Origin of the sequence: Arthrobacter antioxidans (genome assembly GCF_023100725.1) — a bacterium.
In the GTDB taxonomy this organism is placed as follows: Bacteria; Actinomycetota; Actinomycetes; order Actinomycetales; family Micrococcaceae; genus Arthrobacter_D; species Arthrobacter_D antioxidans.
This window is the reverse complement of the sequence record NZ_CP095501.1, coordinates 2,107,549-2,124,402: the sequence shown is the minus strand read 5'-3', so window position 1 is coordinate 2,124,402 and position 16,854 is coordinate 2,107,549. Positions and strand designations below refer to the sequence as shown.

General features: G+C 67.5%; 16 protein-coding genes. 5 read left to right on the top strand and 11 right to left on the bottom strand.

Going from position 1 to position 16,854, the window contains the following annotated elements:
- Positions 1-301 precede the first annotated feature (301 nt).
- From MWM45_RS09745 to MWM45_RS09735, 3 genes are all read right to left on the bottom strand, one after another.
- On the bottom strand, positions 302-1,837 hold the full coding sequence (locus tag MWM45_RS09745; RefSeq protein ID WP_247826280.1) for an arsenic transporter: 1,536 nt from the start codon (positions 1,835-1,837) through the stop codon (positions 302-304).
- 81 nt (positions 1,838-1,918) lie between these two features.
- Positions 1,919-2,341, bottom strand: coding sequence for an arsenate-mycothiol transferase ArsC (locus tag MWM45_RS09740; protein WP_247826279.1), 423 nt, complete (start codon positions 2,339-2,341; stop codon positions 1,919-1,921).
- A gap of 43 nt (positions 2,342-2,384) precedes the next feature.
- Positions 2,385-2,786: an ArsR/SmtB family transcription factor gene (locus MWM45_RS09735; protein WP_418909678.1), complete on the bottom strand. Its 402-nt coding sequence runs from the start codon at positions 2,784-2,786 to the stop codon at positions 2,385-2,387.
- 175 nt (positions 2,787-2,961) lie between these two features.
- On the opposite strand from MWM45_RS09735, the gene MWM45_RS09730 reads away from it, so the two are divergent.
- Positions 2,962-3,438 (top strand): arsenate reductase ArsC, encoded by a 477-nt coding sequence (locus MWM45_RS09730; RefSeq protein WP_247826278.1) that lies wholly within the window; start codon positions 2,962-2,964, stop codon positions 3,436-3,438.
- A gap of 16 nt (positions 3,439-3,454) precedes the next feature.
- Entirely contained in the window at positions 3,455-4,939 is a 1,485-nt protein-coding gene (locus MWM45_RS09725) for an NAD(P)-binding domain-containing protein (protein WP_247829194.1), read from the top strand.
- Positions 4,940-4,982: 43 nt separating this feature from the next.
- Here the strand turns inward: MWM45_RS09725 and MWM45_RS09720 are convergent, their stop codons facing one another.
- The 5 genes from MWM45_RS09720 to MWM45_RS09700 form a co-directional block, all read right to left on the bottom strand.
- Positions 4,983-5,729 (bottom strand): winged helix-turn-helix transcriptional regulator, encoded by a 747-nt coding sequence (locus MWM45_RS09720; protein WP_247826277.1) that lies wholly within the window; start codon positions 5,727-5,729, stop codon positions 4,983-4,985.
- Between the two features lie 8 nt (positions 5,730-5,737).
- Complete coding sequence (gene pstB, locus MWM45_RS09715) at positions 5,738-6,511, bottom strand: phosphate ABC transporter ATP-binding protein PstB (protein ID WP_247829193.1); 774 nt, start codon at positions 6,509-6,511, stop codon at positions 5,738-5,740.
- Positions 6,512-6,789: 278 nt separating this feature from the next.
- Positions 6,790-7,695 (bottom strand): phosphate ABC transporter permease PstA, encoded by a 906-nt coding sequence (gene pstA, locus MWM45_RS09710; RefSeq protein ID WP_247826276.1) that lies wholly within the window; start codon positions 7,693-7,695, stop codon positions 6,790-6,792.
- Between the two features lie 4 nt (positions 7,696-7,699).
- Positions 7,700-8,653 (bottom strand): phosphate ABC transporter permease subunit PstC, encoded by a 954-nt coding sequence (pstC, locus tag MWM45_RS09705; RefSeq protein ID WP_247826275.1) that lies wholly within the window; start codon positions 8,651-8,653, stop codon positions 7,700-7,702.
- Between the two features lie 66 nt (positions 8,654-8,719).
- Complete coding sequence (locus MWM45_RS09700) at positions 8,720-9,697, bottom strand: PstS family phosphate ABC transporter substrate-binding protein (protein ID WP_247826274.1); 978 nt, start codon at positions 9,695-9,697, stop codon at positions 8,720-8,722.
- Between the two features lie 153 nt (positions 9,698-9,850).
- Here MWM45_RS09700 and MWM45_RS09695 point away from each other — a divergent pair, with 153 nt between their 5' ends.
- Together MWM45_RS09695 and MWM45_RS09690 are read left to right on the top strand one after the other, a co-directional pair.
- Positions 9,851-10,036, top strand: coding sequence for a hypothetical protein (locus MWM45_RS09695; RefSeq protein ID WP_247826273.1), 186 nt, complete (start codon positions 9,851-9,853; stop codon positions 10,034-10,036).
- Positions 10,026-10,799 carry a winged helix-turn-helix transcriptional regulator gene (locus tag MWM45_RS09690; protein WP_247826272.1) on the top strand — a complete coding sequence of 258 codons (774 nt, stop codon included), beginning with the start codon at positions 10,026-10,028 and terminating at the stop codon, positions 10,797-10,799. Before MWM45_RS09695 ends, MWM45_RS09690 begins: the two co-directional genes overlap by 11 nt.
- Positions 10,800-10,945: 146 nt before the next feature.
- Here MWM45_RS09690 and MWM45_RS09685 read toward each other — a convergent pair whose 3' ends face one another.
- Positions 10,946-13,039 (bottom strand): PhoX family protein, encoded by a 2,094-nt coding sequence (locus tag MWM45_RS09685; protein WP_418909677.1) that lies wholly within the window; start codon positions 13,037-13,039, stop codon positions 10,946-10,948.
- Between the two features lie 131 nt (positions 13,040-13,170).
- On the bottom strand, positions 13,171-14,316 hold the full coding sequence (gene pstS, locus MWM45_RS09680; RefSeq protein ID WP_418909675.1) for a phosphate ABC transporter substrate-binding protein PstS: 1,146 nt from the start codon (positions 14,314-14,316) through the stop codon (positions 13,171-13,173).
- A gap of 91 nt (positions 14,317-14,407) precedes the next feature.
- Here pstS and MWM45_RS09675 point away from each other — a divergent pair, with 91 nt between their 5' ends.
- A complete protein-coding gene (locus MWM45_RS09675; RefSeq protein ID WP_247826270.1) occupies positions 14,408-15,202 on the top strand; it encodes an SDR family oxidoreductase in 795 nt (264 codons plus the stop codon).
- Positions 15,203-15,225: 23 nt separating this feature from the next.
- Here MWM45_RS09675 and MWM45_RS09670 read toward each other — a convergent pair whose 3' ends face one another.
- A complete protein-coding gene (locus tag MWM45_RS09670) occupies positions 15,226-16,554 on the bottom strand; it encodes a cytochrome P450 (protein ID WP_247826269.1) in 1,329 nt (442 codons plus the stop codon).
- Positions 16,555-16,854 lie beyond the last annotated feature (300 nt).

Genomic DNA, 16,854 nt, shown 5'->3' with positions numbered 1-16,854 from the left:
CGCCGGCGGAGCCATTCGCGCGATCGAACCGATCGCTCTCGCTCACTACTACGGCACGGAGAGCCTTGGGGCATCCGCGGAGTCATCACGTCCATCAACGTCGCTTCCACGGCCCTCGGACCGATCCTCTTCTCCATCGGCCGCGACATCACCGGCAGCTACACCGCCCCGAGCCGGATCGCCGCGCTCATCCCCGTCACGGTCGGGACTGTTGCTCTCTTCTGCCCCTCGCCGAGCAGTTCCTCCGTCCTCCCGCCGACGTGACGAGTGCCCCTGGTCCCACCTGGACGGCGCAGGAGAATCAGACGCCGACCACGGTCAGCCACCCTGCGAGGGCGACCAGCGTGATGAGGAGGACCGGGATGGTGAGCACGATCCCGGTGCGGAAGTACTGGCCCCACCCGATGTGGATGCCCTTGCGGTCCAGGACGTGGAGCCACAGGAGGGTCGCGAGGCTGCCGATCGGGGTGATCTTCGGGCCGAGGTCGGAGCCGATCACATTGGCGTAGATCATCGCCTCCTGGGTCAGTCCGGTGGCGCCCGCGGATCCGATCGCGAGGGACGCGATGAGGACGGTGGGCATGTTGTTCATCAGGGATGCGAGGACCGCGACGATGACCCCGACGCCCAGGGCGGTGATCAGGACGCCGTTGGAGCCGACGGCCGAGAAGACACCGGCCAGCTCATCGGTGAGGCCCTGGTTCCGCAGCCCGTACACGACGAGGTACATGCCGATGGAGAACAGGACGATCTGCCAGGGCGCTTCCCTGAGGATGCGCGGAACCGAGATCCGGCCCGCCTGAGCACGCACAGCCGCCGTTCCGCCGGCCGAGGCCCGCAGGTCCTCGCTGTCATCGGCGGGGCCCGCGTGCGAGGCAGGCGATGCGAGGGGGCCGACCGTGGTCCAGCGCCCGACGCCCGCGGTCTCGTAGTCGAGGTCCTCCGCCCGATCTGCGGCGTGCGCCGATTCCGGTGCTGCATGCCGCGTGTCCGGGGCGCCGGCCAGGGCGGCTGCACGAGGGAAGAGGAAGGCAGGCCGGCGGGAGGCGACGATCATGAGCACGACGGCGCCGAGGCCCGCGACGGCGGAGAGCGGGATGTGCAGGGGGTCCGCGGCGAAGTAGCCGATCAGCAGGACCCCGAGGACCACCCAGCCGGTCTTGAAGGTCAGGGGGTCCGCGATGGCGGATCTCGGGTTCGCGAGGACGGTGACGTCGTAGTGGCGCGGGATGGCCTTCCGGAAGAACAGGAGCAGGACACCCAGGCTGGCGGCGACGGAGACGAGTCCGACCGGGACCATGACGACGGCGTAGCGGGCGAAGCTGATGTCGAAGAAGTCCGCGGTGACGATGTTCACCAGGTTCGACACGACCAGGGGCAGGCTGCCGGCGTCGGCGATGAACCCGCAGGCGATGACGAACGCGAGGGATGCCCTGGCCGGGAACTTCAGGGCGAGCAGCATCTGGATGACGATCGGGGTGAGGATCAGTGCTGCCCCGTCATTGGCGAACACCGCCGCGATCGCTGCTCCGAGCAGGACGATCAGGGTGAACAGCAGGCGGCCGTTGCCCCGCCCCCAGCGGGCGACGTGGAGGGCGGCCCAGGTGAAGAATCCGGACTCGTCCAGGATCAGCGAGATGATGACGATCGCCACGAAGGCGAAGGTCGCGTTCCAGACGATGTCCCACACGATAGGGATGTCCGACAGGCTCACGACGGTGGTGATCAGCGCGAGCGCAGCCCCGCCAAGAGCGGACCAGCCGATGCCGAGGCCTTTGGGTTGCCAGATGACGAGGGTCAGGGTGGCGAGGAAGATCAGGATGGCGACCACGGTCATGGCAGCAGGACTCCTAGCAGGGGGAACTCACGGGAGAAGAAGGGCAGGGGAGAGCGGAGGAAGAAGGCGGGGGAGGTAGCCCTACGGGGCGGTGAGCGTGGCGTGCAACGCGGTGACGCGGGCGAGGATGTCGTCGCGGACCAGGCGCATGCGGTCGATGCCGTCGATCCCGCGGTCGCTGGGCTCGTCGGTGGTCCACCGTTCGTAGCGGGTCCCCTCGACCTCGTCGACCTGCGCTTCGGGACCGAGGATCACGACGACGTCCGCCCGGACCTGGTCCTCGGCGGTGACCTGGCGTGGGATGTTCCGGCTGATGTCGACGCCGACCTCGGCCAGGACCTCGGCGGAGAGGCCGTTGACGGCGGACCCCGGCTTCGATCCGGCCGAGGCCGTGGTCACGGAGTCGCCGGCGACCTTGTCCATGAGTCCGGCGGCCATCTGGGACTTGCCGCCGTTCTTGACGCAGACGAACAGGACGGAGGGCTTGTCCGCTTTGAAGGTCACAGGGGTCTCGATTCGTGGTGGAGGGCAGAGGCAGGAGGCTGTGTCATCGGGCCTCGGTGAGGACGCCGGCAAGGGAGTCCAGGCTCCCGGGCACGATGGAGTAGTACGCCCAGACGCCGCGCTTCTCGCGGTGCAGGATGCCGGCGTCGACGAGGATCTTCAGGTGGTGGGACACCGTCGGCTGGCCGAGATCCAACGGCTCGGTGAGATCACACACGCACGCCTCGTTGGCGGCGCTCGCGGAGATGAGCGAGACCAGGCGCAACCGGTTCGGGTCGGCGATGGCCTTGAACTGCTTCGCGAGTTCCTCGGCGCGACCGGCACTCATCGCGGAGGTTCCGGAGGGAACGCAGCAGCGGCCGTCCTGGGTTGCGCCAACGGGCGGCGCGAGCGCCGGTTCGGCTGCTGCGAGGCCCGCTGGTCCGGGCGCGGAGATCGTCGTCATTCGCCCAGCATACCCGCGCATTGACATCCATCGATATCTGTCCGCATACTCGACATCGAAGCCAGTCGATCCCTGGTCGGTCGCCGGAACGTGAGGTGTCCGACCCGGGGTTCGGCTCCTCCTCTCCATCCGAACGCCCGGCCCTCCGGCACGAGGCGATGAACCAAGGATCATCATGAGCACCGAGACATCAGCCACGACGACCGCCGATCACGGGAAGCCCTCGGTCCTGTTCGTCTGCGTGCACAACGCAGGCCGGTCGCAGATGGCTGCCGCGTACCTGAGCCACCTGTCCGAGGGGCGCATCGAGGTCCTCTCCGCCGGTTCGCAGCCCGCCGACCAGGTCAACCCCGCCGCGGTCGAGGCGATGAAGGAGGAGGGCATCGACATCACCGCGGAAACCCCGAAGATCCTCACCACGGACGCCGTGAAGGCCTCCGACGTCGTGGTCACCATGGGCTGCGGCGACGAATGCCCGTACTTCCCCGGCAAGCGGTACGAGGACTGGGTCCTCGAGGACCCGGCGGGTAAGGGTGTCGACTCGGTCCGCCCCATCCGCGATGACATCAAGGGACGCATCCAGCAGCTCATCAGTGAACTCCTGCCCACCAGCACCAGTACGGCTCTCAACGAGGAGGCATCCCATGCTTGACACCGGCTCAGACCCCATGAAGGCCACTGTAGGCATCGGCAACGATGTCACAGGCAGAACGATCGACCTGCCAGTCGCCGTCATCGGCGCCGGACCGATCGGACTGTCCGCGGCCGCCAACCTCATCGAGCAGGGGCTCACCCCGATCGTCTTCGAACAGGGCGGGAACGTCGGGGCCGCGATCCGGCAGTGGGCGCACATCCGCCTGTTCTCGCCGTGGCAGTACGACATTGATCCGGCGGCCCGACGCCTGCTCGAGCCCACCGGGTGGGTGGAACCACACCAGACCGCACTGCCGTCAGGGCGGGAACTGGTGGATTCCTATCTCGAACCCCTCGCCGCCGTCCCGGCGATCGCGCAGACGCTGCAGTTCGACAGCACCGTCACGGCCGTCACCCGGCTCGGCATGGACAAGACCAGGACCAAGGGACGCGACACGACGCCCTTCCTCGTCCGCGTCACCGGTCCCGAGGGAACCGTCGATCACCTCGTGCGCGCCGTCATCGACGCCTCCGGCACGTGGGGCCGGCCCAACCCGCTCGGCCAGTCGGGGCTGCGCGCACTCGGCGAGGACACCGTGGCCGGTCTGGTGACCTCCGCACTGCCCGACGTCGTCGGAGCCGAACGGGAACGGTTCGCGGGGAGGACGGTCATGGTCGTCGGCGCCGGCCACTCGGCCGCCAACACGCTGATCGACCTCGGCGAGGTCGCCGTGAACGAGCCCGGCACCCGGATCCTCTGGGCCGTCCGCGGCAGCGGATCGGCCCAGCGCCTCTACGGCGGCGGCGACCTCGACGGCCTGCCGGCCCGGGGTGCCCTCGGCAGCCGGTTGAGGGCCCTCGTCGGCGACGGCGTCGTCGAGCTGACCACGGGCTTCACCATCACCGCGCTCGCCCGGAACGGGCAGGGCCTGGCGGTGACGGCGTCGACACCCGACGGCGTCCGCACGATCGACGTCGACGTCCTCGTCCCGGCCACCGGATTCCGGCCGGACCTCGACATGCTGCGCGAACTCCGGCTCGACCTGGACCCCGCGGTGGAAGCACCGCGTGCGCTCGGCCCCCTGATCGACCCGGAGTTCCATTCCTGCGGGACGGTTCCCGCCCACGGCGCGGATGTCCTTGCCCACCCGGAGAAGGATTTCTACCTGGTCGGCATGAAGTCCTACGGGCGGGCCCCCACCTTCCTCCTGGCCACGGGGTACGAGCAGGTCCGCTCCGTCACCGCCGCGATCGCCGGCGACACCGAGGCCGCGTCCCGTCTGCAGCTCGAACTGCCCGAGACGGGGGTCTGCAGCACCGACCTCGGGGGATCCTGCGACACCGACACCGCGGCGGTCGCCGACACCGGTAGCTCATCGTCGTCCGGCCCGCTCGCCGAAGGTGCCGCAGGCGGCACAGATGCCGCGGAATCCGGCGGTTGCTGTTCGACACCCCAGCTGGTGAGCACTGGTTTCCCTACGGGTACCGTGCACGGCCGGTCGGGCGATCCGGACTACTGAGCCGGGAGAACCTCACCTGACGCCGGATCACCGGAGGCATGGGTCAGTAGGACATGCGGTAGCCGAGGCCGCGGACCGTCTCGATAAGGACCGGCAGGTGAGGCGCGGCTTCGGTGAGCTTCTTGCGGGTGCGCATGATCGCCAGGCGGGTTCGGGTGGTGTCGCCGTCGAGGAAGTCGTCCTGTGCGGCGGCGATCTCTTCGACGTTGACGACGCGGGGGGCTTCGCTCATCAGGTACTTCAGGACGGCGAATTCCTTGGGCGCCAGGTGAACCGAGGTGGCCTCGATGGTCACCCGGAGCGACTGAGGGTTGAGAGTCAGGGATCCGCAGCGCAGTTCGCCGGCGTCGGCAGTTTCGAGGAACCCGAGTTGTCCCACGGCGGTGGACAGGCTGCGCGGGGTGAAGGGCAGTGGTGTCATCCCGCGGGCTCCGCGTTCCAGGGCGTGATAGGCACTGATCTGGCTGTCAGGCGTGGAGAGCACGCCGACGAGGACGGGGAGCCCGGCGGTGCGGGTGATGACCGCGGTGAACTCGCCGACATCGATGCCGGCCATGTCGGTGGGTGCGAGGACGACCTGGGGCCGGTTCGCGCCGATTGCCAGCAGGGCACTTGGCGCATCGGAGTAGATGCGCAGGTCGATGCCGACCCGCAGCATCCCTTCCTGATCGACGGTGGAGCTGAAACCGCAGGAGGCAACGGTGGCGATCGTGCAGGGCCACCGTGTGGAAGATCCACGAATGGACCGGCCATGCGCCCCCAGCGGCGCGTGGCCGACTCGTTCAGCCATGGCTGCGCTTACCCGAACCGACCGGAGATGTAGTCTTCGGTCCTCTGATCATCCGGCCCTTCGAAGATCTTGCTGGTCTTGGCGTATTCGACCAGGACACCGGTGCGGTCGCCGGTTCCTTCGTCGGCCAGCGCGGTGAAGAACGCGGTGCGGTCCGCGACGCGGGCCGCCTGCTGCATGTTGTGGGTGACGATGACGATCGTGTACTCCTTGCGGAGGTCGTGCATGAGGTCCTCGATGCGCACGGTGGCGATGGGGTCCAGGGCCGAGCAGGGCTCATCCATGAGGATCACATCGGGCTTCACCGCGATGGTGCGCGCGATGCACAGGCGCTGCTGCTGGCCGCCGGAGAGACCGAATGCGGACTGCTTGAGCTTGTCCTTGACTTCGGTCCAGAGGGCGGCCTTGGTGAGGGCTTCCTCGACCAGGTCGTCCATGCTGCTGACCTTCATGCCGGTGACCCGGGGGCCGTAGGCGACGTTGTCGTAGATGGATTTCGGGAACGGGTTGGGCTTCTGGAAGACCATGCCGATGCGGCGGCGGACTTCGATGGCGTCGACCTCGGGTGCGTACATGTCCGCCCCCTGGAAGGTGATCTTGCCTTCGACGCGGGCGCCCTCGACGAGATCGTTCATGCGGTTCAGGCTGCGCAGGAGCGTGGACTTGCCGCAGCCGGACGGGCCGATGAGGGCAGTGATCTCGTTCATGCCGAAGTCGAGGTTCACCCCGGTTACGGCCCGGAAGTTGCCGTAGTAGACGTTGACGTCTTCACACTTGATGATGCCGTTGGGCTTGTCCGGCAGGGCGTCCGCAGCCGCACGCCCGGTGAGGTGCACGCTCATGCCGGGCTGCTGGTGCAGGATGTCGGCGTTGTCGGACAGGGCGCGGTCCGAGGGGCGGCTCGTGTCGCGCTGCCCCATCCCGTCGATACCTGACTCGGAGGCGGGTGTCGCGCCGGTTCCGGTGCCGGCGCTGGTAGCTCCAGCAGACGCAGCGGCTGCGTGTGAGCTGCCCTGCGTCGTGGCGGGCGTGGTTGTTGTGGGATCGGTCATGATTTTTTCTACCACCGTGTCTGGAAGCGGTTGCGGATGAAGATGGCCAGGCCGTTCATGATGACGAGCAGCCCTAGGAGCAGGATGCTGGTCGCAGCAGCAAGTTCCTGGAAGCCGGCCTGCGGGCGGCTCGTCCAATCGAAGATCTGGATGGGCATTGTCGTGAACCCGCTGAGCAGGCCGTTGGGATCGAAGCTGAGGAACACCAGGGCGCCGAGGACCAGTAGCGGGGCTGCTTCGCCGAGGGCCCGCGAAAGGGCGAGAATCGATCCGGTCGCGATGCCGGGGACGGAGGCCGGTAGGACCTGACGCCACACGGTCTGCCATCTGGAGGCACCCAGTGCCATGGAGCCTTGGCGGATCTCGATGGGGACCGAGCGGATCGCCTCGCGGGTGGAGATGATGATGACGGGCAGGATCAGCAGGCCCAGGGCGAGTGCACCGCCGATGACGATGTTCTTGTTCTGCACGCCCATGAGGGACAGGACGGCCAGGGCCAGGAGGCCGTAGACGATTGCGGGTACTGCGGCGAGGTTCTGCACATTGAGTTCGATAACCCGGTTGTACCATTTGCGCTTGTCCGCGAACTCCTCGAGGTGGATCGCCGCGGCGACGCCCAGGGGGATGGTGAGGACCGCGGTGGTGCCGATGACCCAGGCGGAGCCGATGATCGCGGGCCTGGCTCCTGCCCGGTCCGGGGAGGACGCCGGGTACTCGGTGAACAGATCAAGGGTGAATCGATCTGCCCCGTCGATGAAGGTCGTGACGATGAGGATCAGCAGGAACAGGAAGGAAAAGGCAAGGCACGCCCAGATCAGGATCAGGAAGATCAGGGCCTGAGGAGTCTTTTCGCCGCTGAACTTGCTGCGGCGGTGTCCCAGGGGCTTGGTGCCGCTGTCGATGATGGAGGTCATGGCTCTAGTACTCCTCACGGAAGCGACGGACGAACTGGATGCTGATGAAGTTGATCAGCAGGGTCAAGAGGAACAGAAGCAGGCCGACCGCAAACAGCGTGTCGTATTCGAGGGAGCCGACGCGTGAGTCGCCGAGGGCAGCATTGGCGATAAAGCCGGTCATGGTCTGGCCTTCCTCGAGCGGACCGCCGACGATGCGGGCCTGGTTGCCGGCCGCGAGGGCGACGATCATGGTCTCACCGATGGCGCGGGAGACGCCGAGGACGACGGCGGCGACGATGCCGGACAGGGCGGCGGGGAACACGACGCGGATGCTGGTCTGCATTCGGTTCGCGCCCAGCGCCGCGGAGCCCTGGCGGAGCGACTGGGGGACGGCGTTCATCGCGTCCTCGGAGATGGAGGCGATCGTCGGGACGATCATCACACCCATGACCAGGCCGGCGGCGAGGACGCTGAAGGCGCCGGTTTCCAGGCTCAGCCAGTCCCGGAAGATGGTGCCCTGCACGAAAGTCAGGGCGAAGTACCCGTAGACGACGGTGGGGACGCCGGCGAGGATCTCGAGGATCGGTTTGAGGGTTTTGCGCAGGCCCGGCTTAGCGTACTCGGACAGCAGGACCGCGGCGCCGAGGCCGATGGGGATGGCGACGAGCAGTGCGATGCAGGTCGTCCACATCGTTGCCGTGATTAGGGGGATGACGCCGAAGGACGCGTCCGCGAAGCGTGGCGCCCATCGGTCACCGAACAGGAAGTCAGTGACCGGGACTTCACGGAAGAACCCCAGGGCTGGGATGAGCAGCGCCAGGACGATGCCGATCGTCGTGAGGACTGTCAGGATCGCCGCTGCCCGTAGGACGGTGACGATGATCATTTCGCCGTAGCGTTTGCGGCCCTTGAACTGGGCTGTGGCCGGGCGGCCCGGCGCGCTGGCCGGGCCGCCTGATTCTTTGACAAGTGTCATAAGTGGTGCTGATTCCCTGGGGTGTGATGGGACACGAGGTGTCCCGGGACGGGAGGTGAGTATCGGCTAGGAGCCGATGGTTGCGAGCTCGTCCTGGGCGACCGTGACCTGCTCGTCCGTGAGGGGCACGAACAGGGCAGCGTCGGCGATCTCAGCGGAGTTCTCCACGTAGTAATCGACGAAGGTCTTTACCTGGGGCTTTTCAGTGTAGGAGGCGTTCGCGACGTAGATGAACAGTTCACGGCCGAGCGGCGTGTAGGTACCGTCCTGGACGGTCTCCTGGGATGCACCGACGCAGCCTTCGCCGCTGTCAATGTCAACGGCCTTCAGCGAATCGGGGTTCTCTTCGACGTAGGACAGGCCGAGGAAGCCGGTGGCTCCCATGTCGCCCTCGACGCCCTGCACGGTGACGTTGTCATCCTCGGAGGGGCTGTAGTCGGTGCGGATCGCGCCCTCTTCGCCGTTGATGGCGTCGGTGAAGTAGTCGAAGGTGCCCGAGTCGGTGCCGGCGCCGTAGAGACCGATCTCCTGGTCGGGGAAGGACGGGTCGACCTGGTTCCAATTGGTGACTTCGCCTTCGGACTCCGGCCCCCAGATGGTGGCGACCTGCTCCACGGTCAGGCATTCGGCCCAGTCGTTCTCGGGGTTCACGACGACGGACAGACCGTCGTTCGCCATGACGATCTCGGTGAACTCAACGCCGTTCGCCTCACACTCGGCGATTTCTTCCTCGTCGATGGCGCGGGAAGCATTGGAAATATCGGTCTCGCCGGAGCAGAAGGCCTGGAAGCCGCCACCGGTGCCCGAAGTCGCCACGGTGACGTTGATGCCGGCCTCGACGTCGCGGAACATGTCCGCAGCGGCCGAGGTCAGGGGAGCCACGGTCGAGGAGCCGTCAGCGACAACCGATCCGCTCGCCTCGCCGGCCGCTGCGCTTTCGCCGGAGCCGGCGTTGGACTCGGGCTGTCCACCACAAGCGGTCAACAGCAGGGCCATGGCCAGCAGCGAAGCGGGGCCAGCGGTACGAAGTGCGGTCTTCTTCACGATGATTAGTTCCTTCCAAGGGCGGGACGGCCGCCGGGATGAGGGGATGTCGGTCAGGCCGACATCGACCATCAGAGTCCGCGAAAGTGAACGAAAGATGAACACAATGCAGACCAAGTGGGTACATCGGCGAATCATCCGAGGATCACCCGGATGAACTACGCGCAACAGGCCGACCATGACCCGGACGTGGGGCAGATGATGCGCAGCATGCCGGAGGGTTTTTCGTGGGAGCGGGTCGTCGCTGGCGAGCAGCCTCGCCTACTTCAGGACGGGAGCTCCGAGGACAGCCTGACGACCGTGTTCAGCGCACTAGCAGGAGGGTGCGATGATGGCTGACATGGAGGGCAAACCGTCGATCTGGGACCCACTATCACCGGGCGTCCTCATCGTCGACCCTGCAGCGGACGCCTATGAAGCGCTCCGCGTCTCTCTCAGCTCCGCCGGAGTAACCGTTCATGTGGCGACGACGATCCCGGATGCGTTCATCCTCTTCGGACGTCACGCTCCAAGCGCGGTCATCATCCGTGTCGAAGGCACTGGAGAAGAAGCCGGAGGCTCCATCAAGAGCCTTCCTGAGACTGGTGGTAGTCGCGGCAGGGCGTGGCAAGACGTAGCCCTGGCCATCAGGGACCACTCAGCCGTTCCGGTCCTCGTGATTTGCTCGGCAGATCACGCCGTCATCAGCACGGGCATACTGAGGCCCAATATCGACGAGGTCCACCGGCCCCCGTACCCCACACCGGATCAGTCCTACGTACTGCGTTCCCTTGTCCAGGCGTCCCGCCTCACCCGGCGGGCCGAGCCGCGTCTCACGGTCGGAAAACTCACCCTGGATGCCGAAGCATTCACCTTGTCTGCCGGTGACCAGCGGATTCCCATCACGGTGCGCGAGTTCGAGGTGATGCGCCTGCTGATGTCGCGGCCGGGGCAGGTCGTGAGCCTTGAGGACATCACCGCGGCGGTCTGGGGAGACGCGTCCGGTACTCCCCGGACATCCGTGATCAAGGTACATATCGGCCGGTTGCGGAAGAAACTGCCGGCCACAGTCGCGTTGACCACGGTCAGAGCCAGGGGATACGTCCTCGACGCGGCGCCCTGATACCTGTTGCGCCCCCACCCACCCGCCGTTCGGTCCGGACCACCAGGGGGAAGAGGCCATACAGTCCGCTCGGGAAGAGACCTGGGGCGGGCGGACCATCCGTCCGACCGCCCCAGGGATGCGCTTCAGTGCGTGCTCTGCGTCGTCTACTTCTTCTTGGCGGGGTAGACCTGCACGACCGAGGGGCGGGGAGCTGCTGCACCCTCGTAGGGGAATAGGGAGTTCTGGGCTCCCCAGGCACCGTCCTCGCCGGGGTGCTGTACGGCGACGAAGACCATCTGCTCGTCGTCCTTGATGATCGGCCCGCAGGTCTCGGCGTCCCGAGGGACGGACAGGAACTGCTCGACCTTCCCGCGTTCGGCGCCGTCGAGGGTGACCTTGAACAGGCCGTCGTTGTAGCCGATGCCGGCAGGGGCGCCGTCGGTGGAGATCCACAGGTTGCCCGCCGTGTCGAAGGCCAGGTTGTCCGGGCACGAGATGGGTGAGACCTGGTCGACGGGGAACCCGCTGAAGTAGGTCACGTCTCCCTGCTTCGGGTCGCCGCAGACCATGAGCAGGTTCCAGGTGAACGTTGTCCCGGCGTGATCGTTGCCCGCCTCGGCGATCTCGATGATGTGCCCGTCACGGTTCTGGGTGCGCGGGTTCGCCTCGTCGACTCCTGCCTTACCGGTGGTGCCGCGGTCGGAGTTGTTCGTGCATGCCACATACACCAGGCCCGTGGCCGGGTTCGGTTCGACGTCCTCCGGGCGGTCCATCTTCGTGGCACCGGCCTTATCGGCGGCCAGGCGCGTGTAGACAAGCACCTCCTCGACGCTCATACCCGCGATGGCACTCTTGCCAGCGAGGGTCAGCGGGATCCACTGCCCGGTGCCGTCGAACGCGCCATCGGAGGGCAGGCGCCCGGAGCCGTCGATCTCGGCGGCGGAGTTCCCGGCGAACTTCGCCACGAACAGGTCGCCGTTGGCCAGCAGGGTCTTGTTGTGGGCGCGGTTACCCTCGATGTAGCGGTCGCGGGAGACGAACTTGTACAGGTAGTCGAACCGCTCGTCGTCGCCCATGTAGGCGACGACCCGGCCGTCGGGGGCGATGATGACGTTCGCGCCCTCGTGCTTGAAGCGGCCCATCGCGGTGTGCTTCACCGGGGTCGATGTTGGATCCATGGGGTCGACCTCGACCATGTATCCGAAGCGGTTCGGTTCGTTCTCGTACCCGGCGACCGTGGTGTCGAAGCGGGCCTCGTCGACGTGCCAGCCGCGCACCGGGTTCGTGCTGGTGATCCCATACCGGCGCTGTTCGGCGGTGGGGGTGGCGACCTTGAAGTAGCCCTGGAAGTTCTCCTCGCCGGAGAGGATGGTGCCCCACGGGGTGGTGCCGCCGGCGCAGTTGTTCAGGGTTCCCAGGACGGTGCGGCCCGAGGGGTCCGCTGCGGTGCGGACCAGTGCAGACCCGGCGGCGGGGCCGGTGAGGGCGATTGGGGTGCTCATGGTGATGCGGCGGTTCAGACGGGCACCGCGCACGTACTTCCATGGGGCGTTGTGGTTCTTGCGCTCGAGCTCGACGACGGACATGCCGTGGCCGGCTTTGCCGATCTCTCGGACCGTCGCCGGGTCCGTGGTCGGCGGGACCATGATCGTTTCGTTGGTGTACTCGTGGTTCGCGACGAGGACCGCGCGGCGGCTCTTGTCCTCGGAGCGCCCCTTGCCGTGCCCCTTGCCGTGCCCCTTGTCATCGAGGGGCAGGATGTCCACGTAATCGCAGTTGTAACCGAACTGCTCGGCCTGGGAGCGGCCTGTCTGATTATTGAGGTCGAAGTCCGGCGACGACGCGAACAAGGGATCGCCCCATCGGATGACCGGTTCCCAGGAGTACCCGGCCGGGACGGTCATCTCATCGACGATCGCAGGAACCGGGGCGATGGGGCTGAACTTCAGGTTTGCGTGCTTGAGCTTGCCATGGCCTGCCTTCGCGGCCGGGGACAGGGCCGCGTGGGCTGTGTTCTGTCCTGCGGTGCCCAGCAGGAGGGTCAATGCACCCGCGGCGCCGACGCCGAGCATGCTGCGGCGCGAGTACTCCGCGGACACGACATCGCGCAGGTAGTTGTTGTCGGAGGTGTTGCACACCGCGGAAGCGCACGCGTTGTCGCACTTCAGTGCGCACGTCACCGCGCTGCGCTTCCCTTTGACGTGCCCGAGCATGGGGAGCAGGGCGAACTTCGATGGTCCAGTGGTGGTCACGGTCATGCCTTCCGCAGGGGAATGTGGTCCGCGTCAGCTAATCAGCAGCAGACAACCGCCCGGCGGATACCGCATGAACACCACCTGAACCACCAGCAACCTTGGTCACCGCGAATCAGGGTGAGCCACGGGAAGACTCAGGCGACCGAAATGGATTCGATTGCTTCCCGTGCTTCCCGTGCGAGCTCCGCCGGCATGGGTGAGCTCTTCGCCGAATCACTCGCAAGTTGCTGGCCCTCAGGACTCACGACGTACAGGCCGAAGGTCTTCACCAGCTCTGCGTCCGCAGCAGTCGGGTACGTCGCGCAGTAAATCAGATACGACACCAGCACCAGAGGATAGGCGCCTGGTTCCGTCGTCGTCCTATCAAGCTCAAGGGCGATGTCATGCTTGCCACGACCCTGTACCCGTTCGGCGACCGACACCGCGGTGGCTGCCGCGTCGGCGCTGACCTCGACGAATTCCTCGCCGACCTTCAAGACACCCTTTCCAAGGGTTTCATCGACGAGGGAATCATCGGCATAGGTGATTCCGCCCTCCGTGCGGACGACCGTGCTGACCACACCCGTGTTGCCTTGCGCTTTCTCATTCTGCAGGCCGCCCGGCCATGACCCGTCCGGGTCGTCGGTCCACACAGCGGGGGCTGCGTCATGGAGGTATTCGGTGAAGTTCTCCGTGGTACCGGAATCATCCGACCGGGTCACGACCGTCATGATCCGGTCCGGAAGGTCGATGCCGGGGTTCAACTCCCGCAGGGCGGGATCGTTCCACTGCGTGATCTCGCCACGGAAGATGCGGGCGATCGTTTCAGCGTCGAAGTTCAGATTGTCGACGCCTGGCAGGTTGAACGCGATGCTGATCGGGGAGATGTAGGCCGGGATGTTGATCGCCCCACCGGGTCCGCATGTCTCCTGGGCCTCTTCGATCTCCTCGTCCTGCAGGTATGCATCGGAGCCGGCGAACTCGGTCGCGCCCTCGATGATGCCGGCCCTCCCGGCACCGGATCCCACCGACGCGTACTGCACCTGCACCTTCGGATGAAGGAAACTGAACCCCGCACGCCAGGCAGTCATCGCCGAGTTCTGCGCCGTCGATCCACCACCGGTCAGAGTGCCCTCCAACATCGAGGTGTTCTGTTCCGCAGCGAGGCGCTGCTCCTCGCCCAGCGGGTAGTCAGAACCGCAGCCGGCCAGAAGAACCGTCGACAAGGTCAGTCCCGTCAGAGCCAGGAAGCGATGCCGAGGCCACGGTGAAGGGACAGGGTGTCGACGTGAGGTACGCATCCCATCAGTATCCCATTGCGCACGGGGCCCTCGGCGACCTGGACGGTGGGGGGGGGCGGGGCTCCGGCCCCCCACTGGCTACAGTGGGCCCATGACCGAGACATCGACGGCGCCGCTCGGCGCCCCCGCCGACCCTGCCCCCTCCGCCCTGCGCGCCATCGTCACCGGCGCCAGTTCCGGGATCGGCGCCGCGACCGTCCGTGCCCTCCGGCGGGACGGCTGGGACGTCGTCGCAGCGGCCCGGCGGATCGACCGCCTGCAGGCGCTCGCGGACGAGACCGGGGCCACGCCGATGGCGCTGGACGTCACGGACCAGGCGTCCGTGGACGCCTTCGCCGCCGAGATCACGGCGACCGGCCCGGTCCACGCGCTGGTCAACAACGCCGGGGGAGCCTTCGGGACGGAGCGGGTGGCCGAGGCCAGGACGGAGGACTGGGAGTGGATGTACAACGTGAACGTCCTCGGCTCCATGCGCATGACCCGGGCGCTGCTCCCGGCGTTGCGCCACGGCGGCCAGGGCAGCGTCCTGTTCCTGACCTCCACCGCGGCGCTCGCGCCCTATGAGGGCGGCGCCGGGTACTGCGGCGTGAAGGCGGCGCAGGAGTCGATGGCCCGCTCGCTCCGCCTCGAGGAGGCCGAGCACAACATCCGCGTCATCGAGGTCTCCCCGGGCATGGTGCACACCGAGGAGTTCTCCCTCAACCGGCTCGGTGGCGACCAGGCCGCTGCCGACCAGGTCTACGCGGGCGTCCAGCACCCCCTGACCGCCGACGACGTGGCCGCCGCCGTCGCCTTCACGCTGAACGCGCCGCACCACATGAACATCGACCACCTGGTGCTCCGGCCGCTCGCCCAGGCCGCCAACCACAAGGTCCTCCGGGGCTGAGCCACGCCACCGATGGGCGGTGGTCAGGCCCGGGGGGAGACGCCCAGCCGGACGCTGTAGTTGTCCATGGTCCCCGGCAGGGGGCGGGCCGGGTCGAGCGCCTGCCCCTCCTGCACCTGGAAGTCGTGCCCGGCCACCAGTGCCGCCAGGGTCGCGCTCGTCACGAGCAGCACGAGCTGCTTCCCCGGGCAGACCACCGGTCCGCCGCTGAAGGGAACCAGCGGCCAGCCGTCGTCCTCCTCGGTCAGCCAGCGCTCGGGCGAGAAGTTGTGCGCACTACGCAGGGAACGCTCGTCCCGGTGGAAGTACGGCGCGTAGATCAGGACGCCGCAATCGGCCGGCATCAGTCCCTGCTCCCACTGCACGGGCTGCGTGGTCTGGCGCAGGATCATCGGGGTGGTGGGCCACAGACGCAGCGACTCGAGGATGCCGGCGCGCAGATAGGGGAGGAGCCGGCGTCCCGAGGTGTCGCCGTCGACCTCCTGCCGCGCCGCGGCCATCGCCTCCGGGTGGGTGGCGAGCACGGTCAGGGCACGGAACGTCGCCATGCCGGCGGGGTCGAACGCGAAGAGCCACTGCGGCACCTGGTCGGCGGGCTCGGCGCCGTCGCCCCTGGGCGCGGCGGCCATCACGGCGGCGAGACTTCCCGGCTCGGCGTTCGCGAGCTCCTCGGCGATCCGCGCCAGGAAGCGTCGGCGCGTCTTCTTCCGCACCGGCTTCAGGAACGCCCAGTTCCCGTCCTTCCGCAGGCGGATCACCATGTCCGTGAGGTCGGTGTCGTCGCGGGCGTGGTCCCCGAACACCACGCGCCGCACCACCCGGTACCACGCGTCGAGGAAGTCGTCCCAGGGCAGGGACCCGCTGCGGACGGCCTCGGCCAGCACCTGCCGCATCTCCTCCTCCACCACGGGCACGAACCGGTCGGCGAGGTGGTGCACGGGGTGGTCCGTGTCGAGGACCTGCTCCTGCAGGGCACGGCGCACCGTCCGGAGGGGCCCTCGCGTGATCAGCACGTTGGCGGGCTGGAAGTGGGACAGCGCCGCGCGCTTCTCGCTGCTGGCCGGGGTGAACGGCTCGGGGGACTGCGCCAGGACGATGTTGGCATCGCCCGGCGCCAGGACGATCGCCTGCTTGCGGATCGGCACCTTCAGCATCAGCGGCCCCTCCGGGTACTTCGCGTGGACCGTCCTCACGATCCCCGCCGCCCGGGTGTCCAGGTCGAGGCGCGCTGCGAGCCCCACCGCCCAGGGACGCCGGATGATGGGGCCCTTCACGAGGGTCGGCAGGAGCACACCGAGGAGCAGGCGGGCCGTGTCCGGGGCGGATGCGGTGGGGAGAACGGGGGATGTCATCCTCCCACCCTGCCAAGCCGTGCCGCCCGCCACAACGGATTTCGGTGGGTGCGCCGGGGGCGCCCGGCGTGCTTCGACCCTTTCGACAACGATTTCGGAGCCGGGCTAGACTGGACGGACAAGCGTCGACCCGGCCATCACCGGTGAGCTTCCGGAAGAAAGGCCGGCCTCCTGCGAGGCGGCCCGTAGACCCGGACGGGGAGCCCGTCACAGCCTGGAAACGAGCGGCAGCCCCGGCCCGCGCGACCGCGATGAGCGGAACGGCGGACGACGGCGGCAAGTGAGGTGGTACCGCGGGTC

Coding starts and splice junctions, on each gene's coding strand:
- MWM45_RS09675 (WP_247826270.1), top strand. CDS start 14,408: ATGACCGAGACATCGACGGCGCCGCTCGGCGCCCCCGCCGACCCTGCC.
- MWM45_RS09685 (WP_418909677.1), bottom strand. CDS start 13,039: ATGACCGTGACCACCACTGGACCATCGAAGTTCGCCCTGCTCCCCATG.
- MWM45_RS09725 (WP_247829194.1), top strand. CDS start 3,455: ATGAAGGCCACTGTAGGCATCGGCAACGATGTCACAGGCAGAACGATC.
- pstS (WP_418909675.1), bottom strand. CDS start 14,316: ATGCGTACCTCACGTCGACACCCTGTCCCTTCACCGTGGCCTCGGCAT.
- MWM45_RS09670 (WP_247826269.1), bottom strand. CDS start 16,554: ATGACATCCCCCGTTCTCCCCACCGCATCCGCCCCGGACACGGCCCGC.
- pstA (WP_247826276.1), bottom strand. CDS start 7,695: ATGACCTCCATCATCGACAGCGGCACCAAGCCCCTGGGACACCGCCGC.
- MWM45_RS09745 (WP_247826280.1), bottom strand. CDS start 1,837: ATGACCGTGGTCGCCATCCTGATCTTCCTCGCCACCCTGACCCTCGTC.
- pstC (WP_247826275.1), bottom strand. CDS start 8,653: ATGACACTTGTCAAAGAATCAGGCGGCCCGGCCAGCGCGCCGGGCCGC.
- MWM45_RS09735 (WP_418909678.1), bottom strand. CDS start 2,786: ATGACGACGATCTCCGCGCCCGGACCAGCGGGCCTCGCAGCAGCCGAA.
- MWM45_RS09695 (WP_247826273.1), top strand. CDS start 9,851: ATGAACTACGCGCAACAGGCCGACCATGACCCGGACGTGGGGCAGATG.
- MWM45_RS09690 (WP_247826272.1), top strand. CDS start 10,026: ATGATGGCTGACATGGAGGGCAAACCGTCGATCTGGGACCCACTATCA.
- MWM45_RS09730 (WP_247826278.1), top strand. CDS start 2,962: ATGAGCACCGAGACATCAGCCACGACGACCGCCGATCACGGGAAGCCC.
- MWM45_RS09720 (WP_247826277.1), bottom strand. CDS start 5,729: ATGGCTGAACGAGTCGGCCACGCGCCGCTGGGGGCGCATGGCCGGTCC.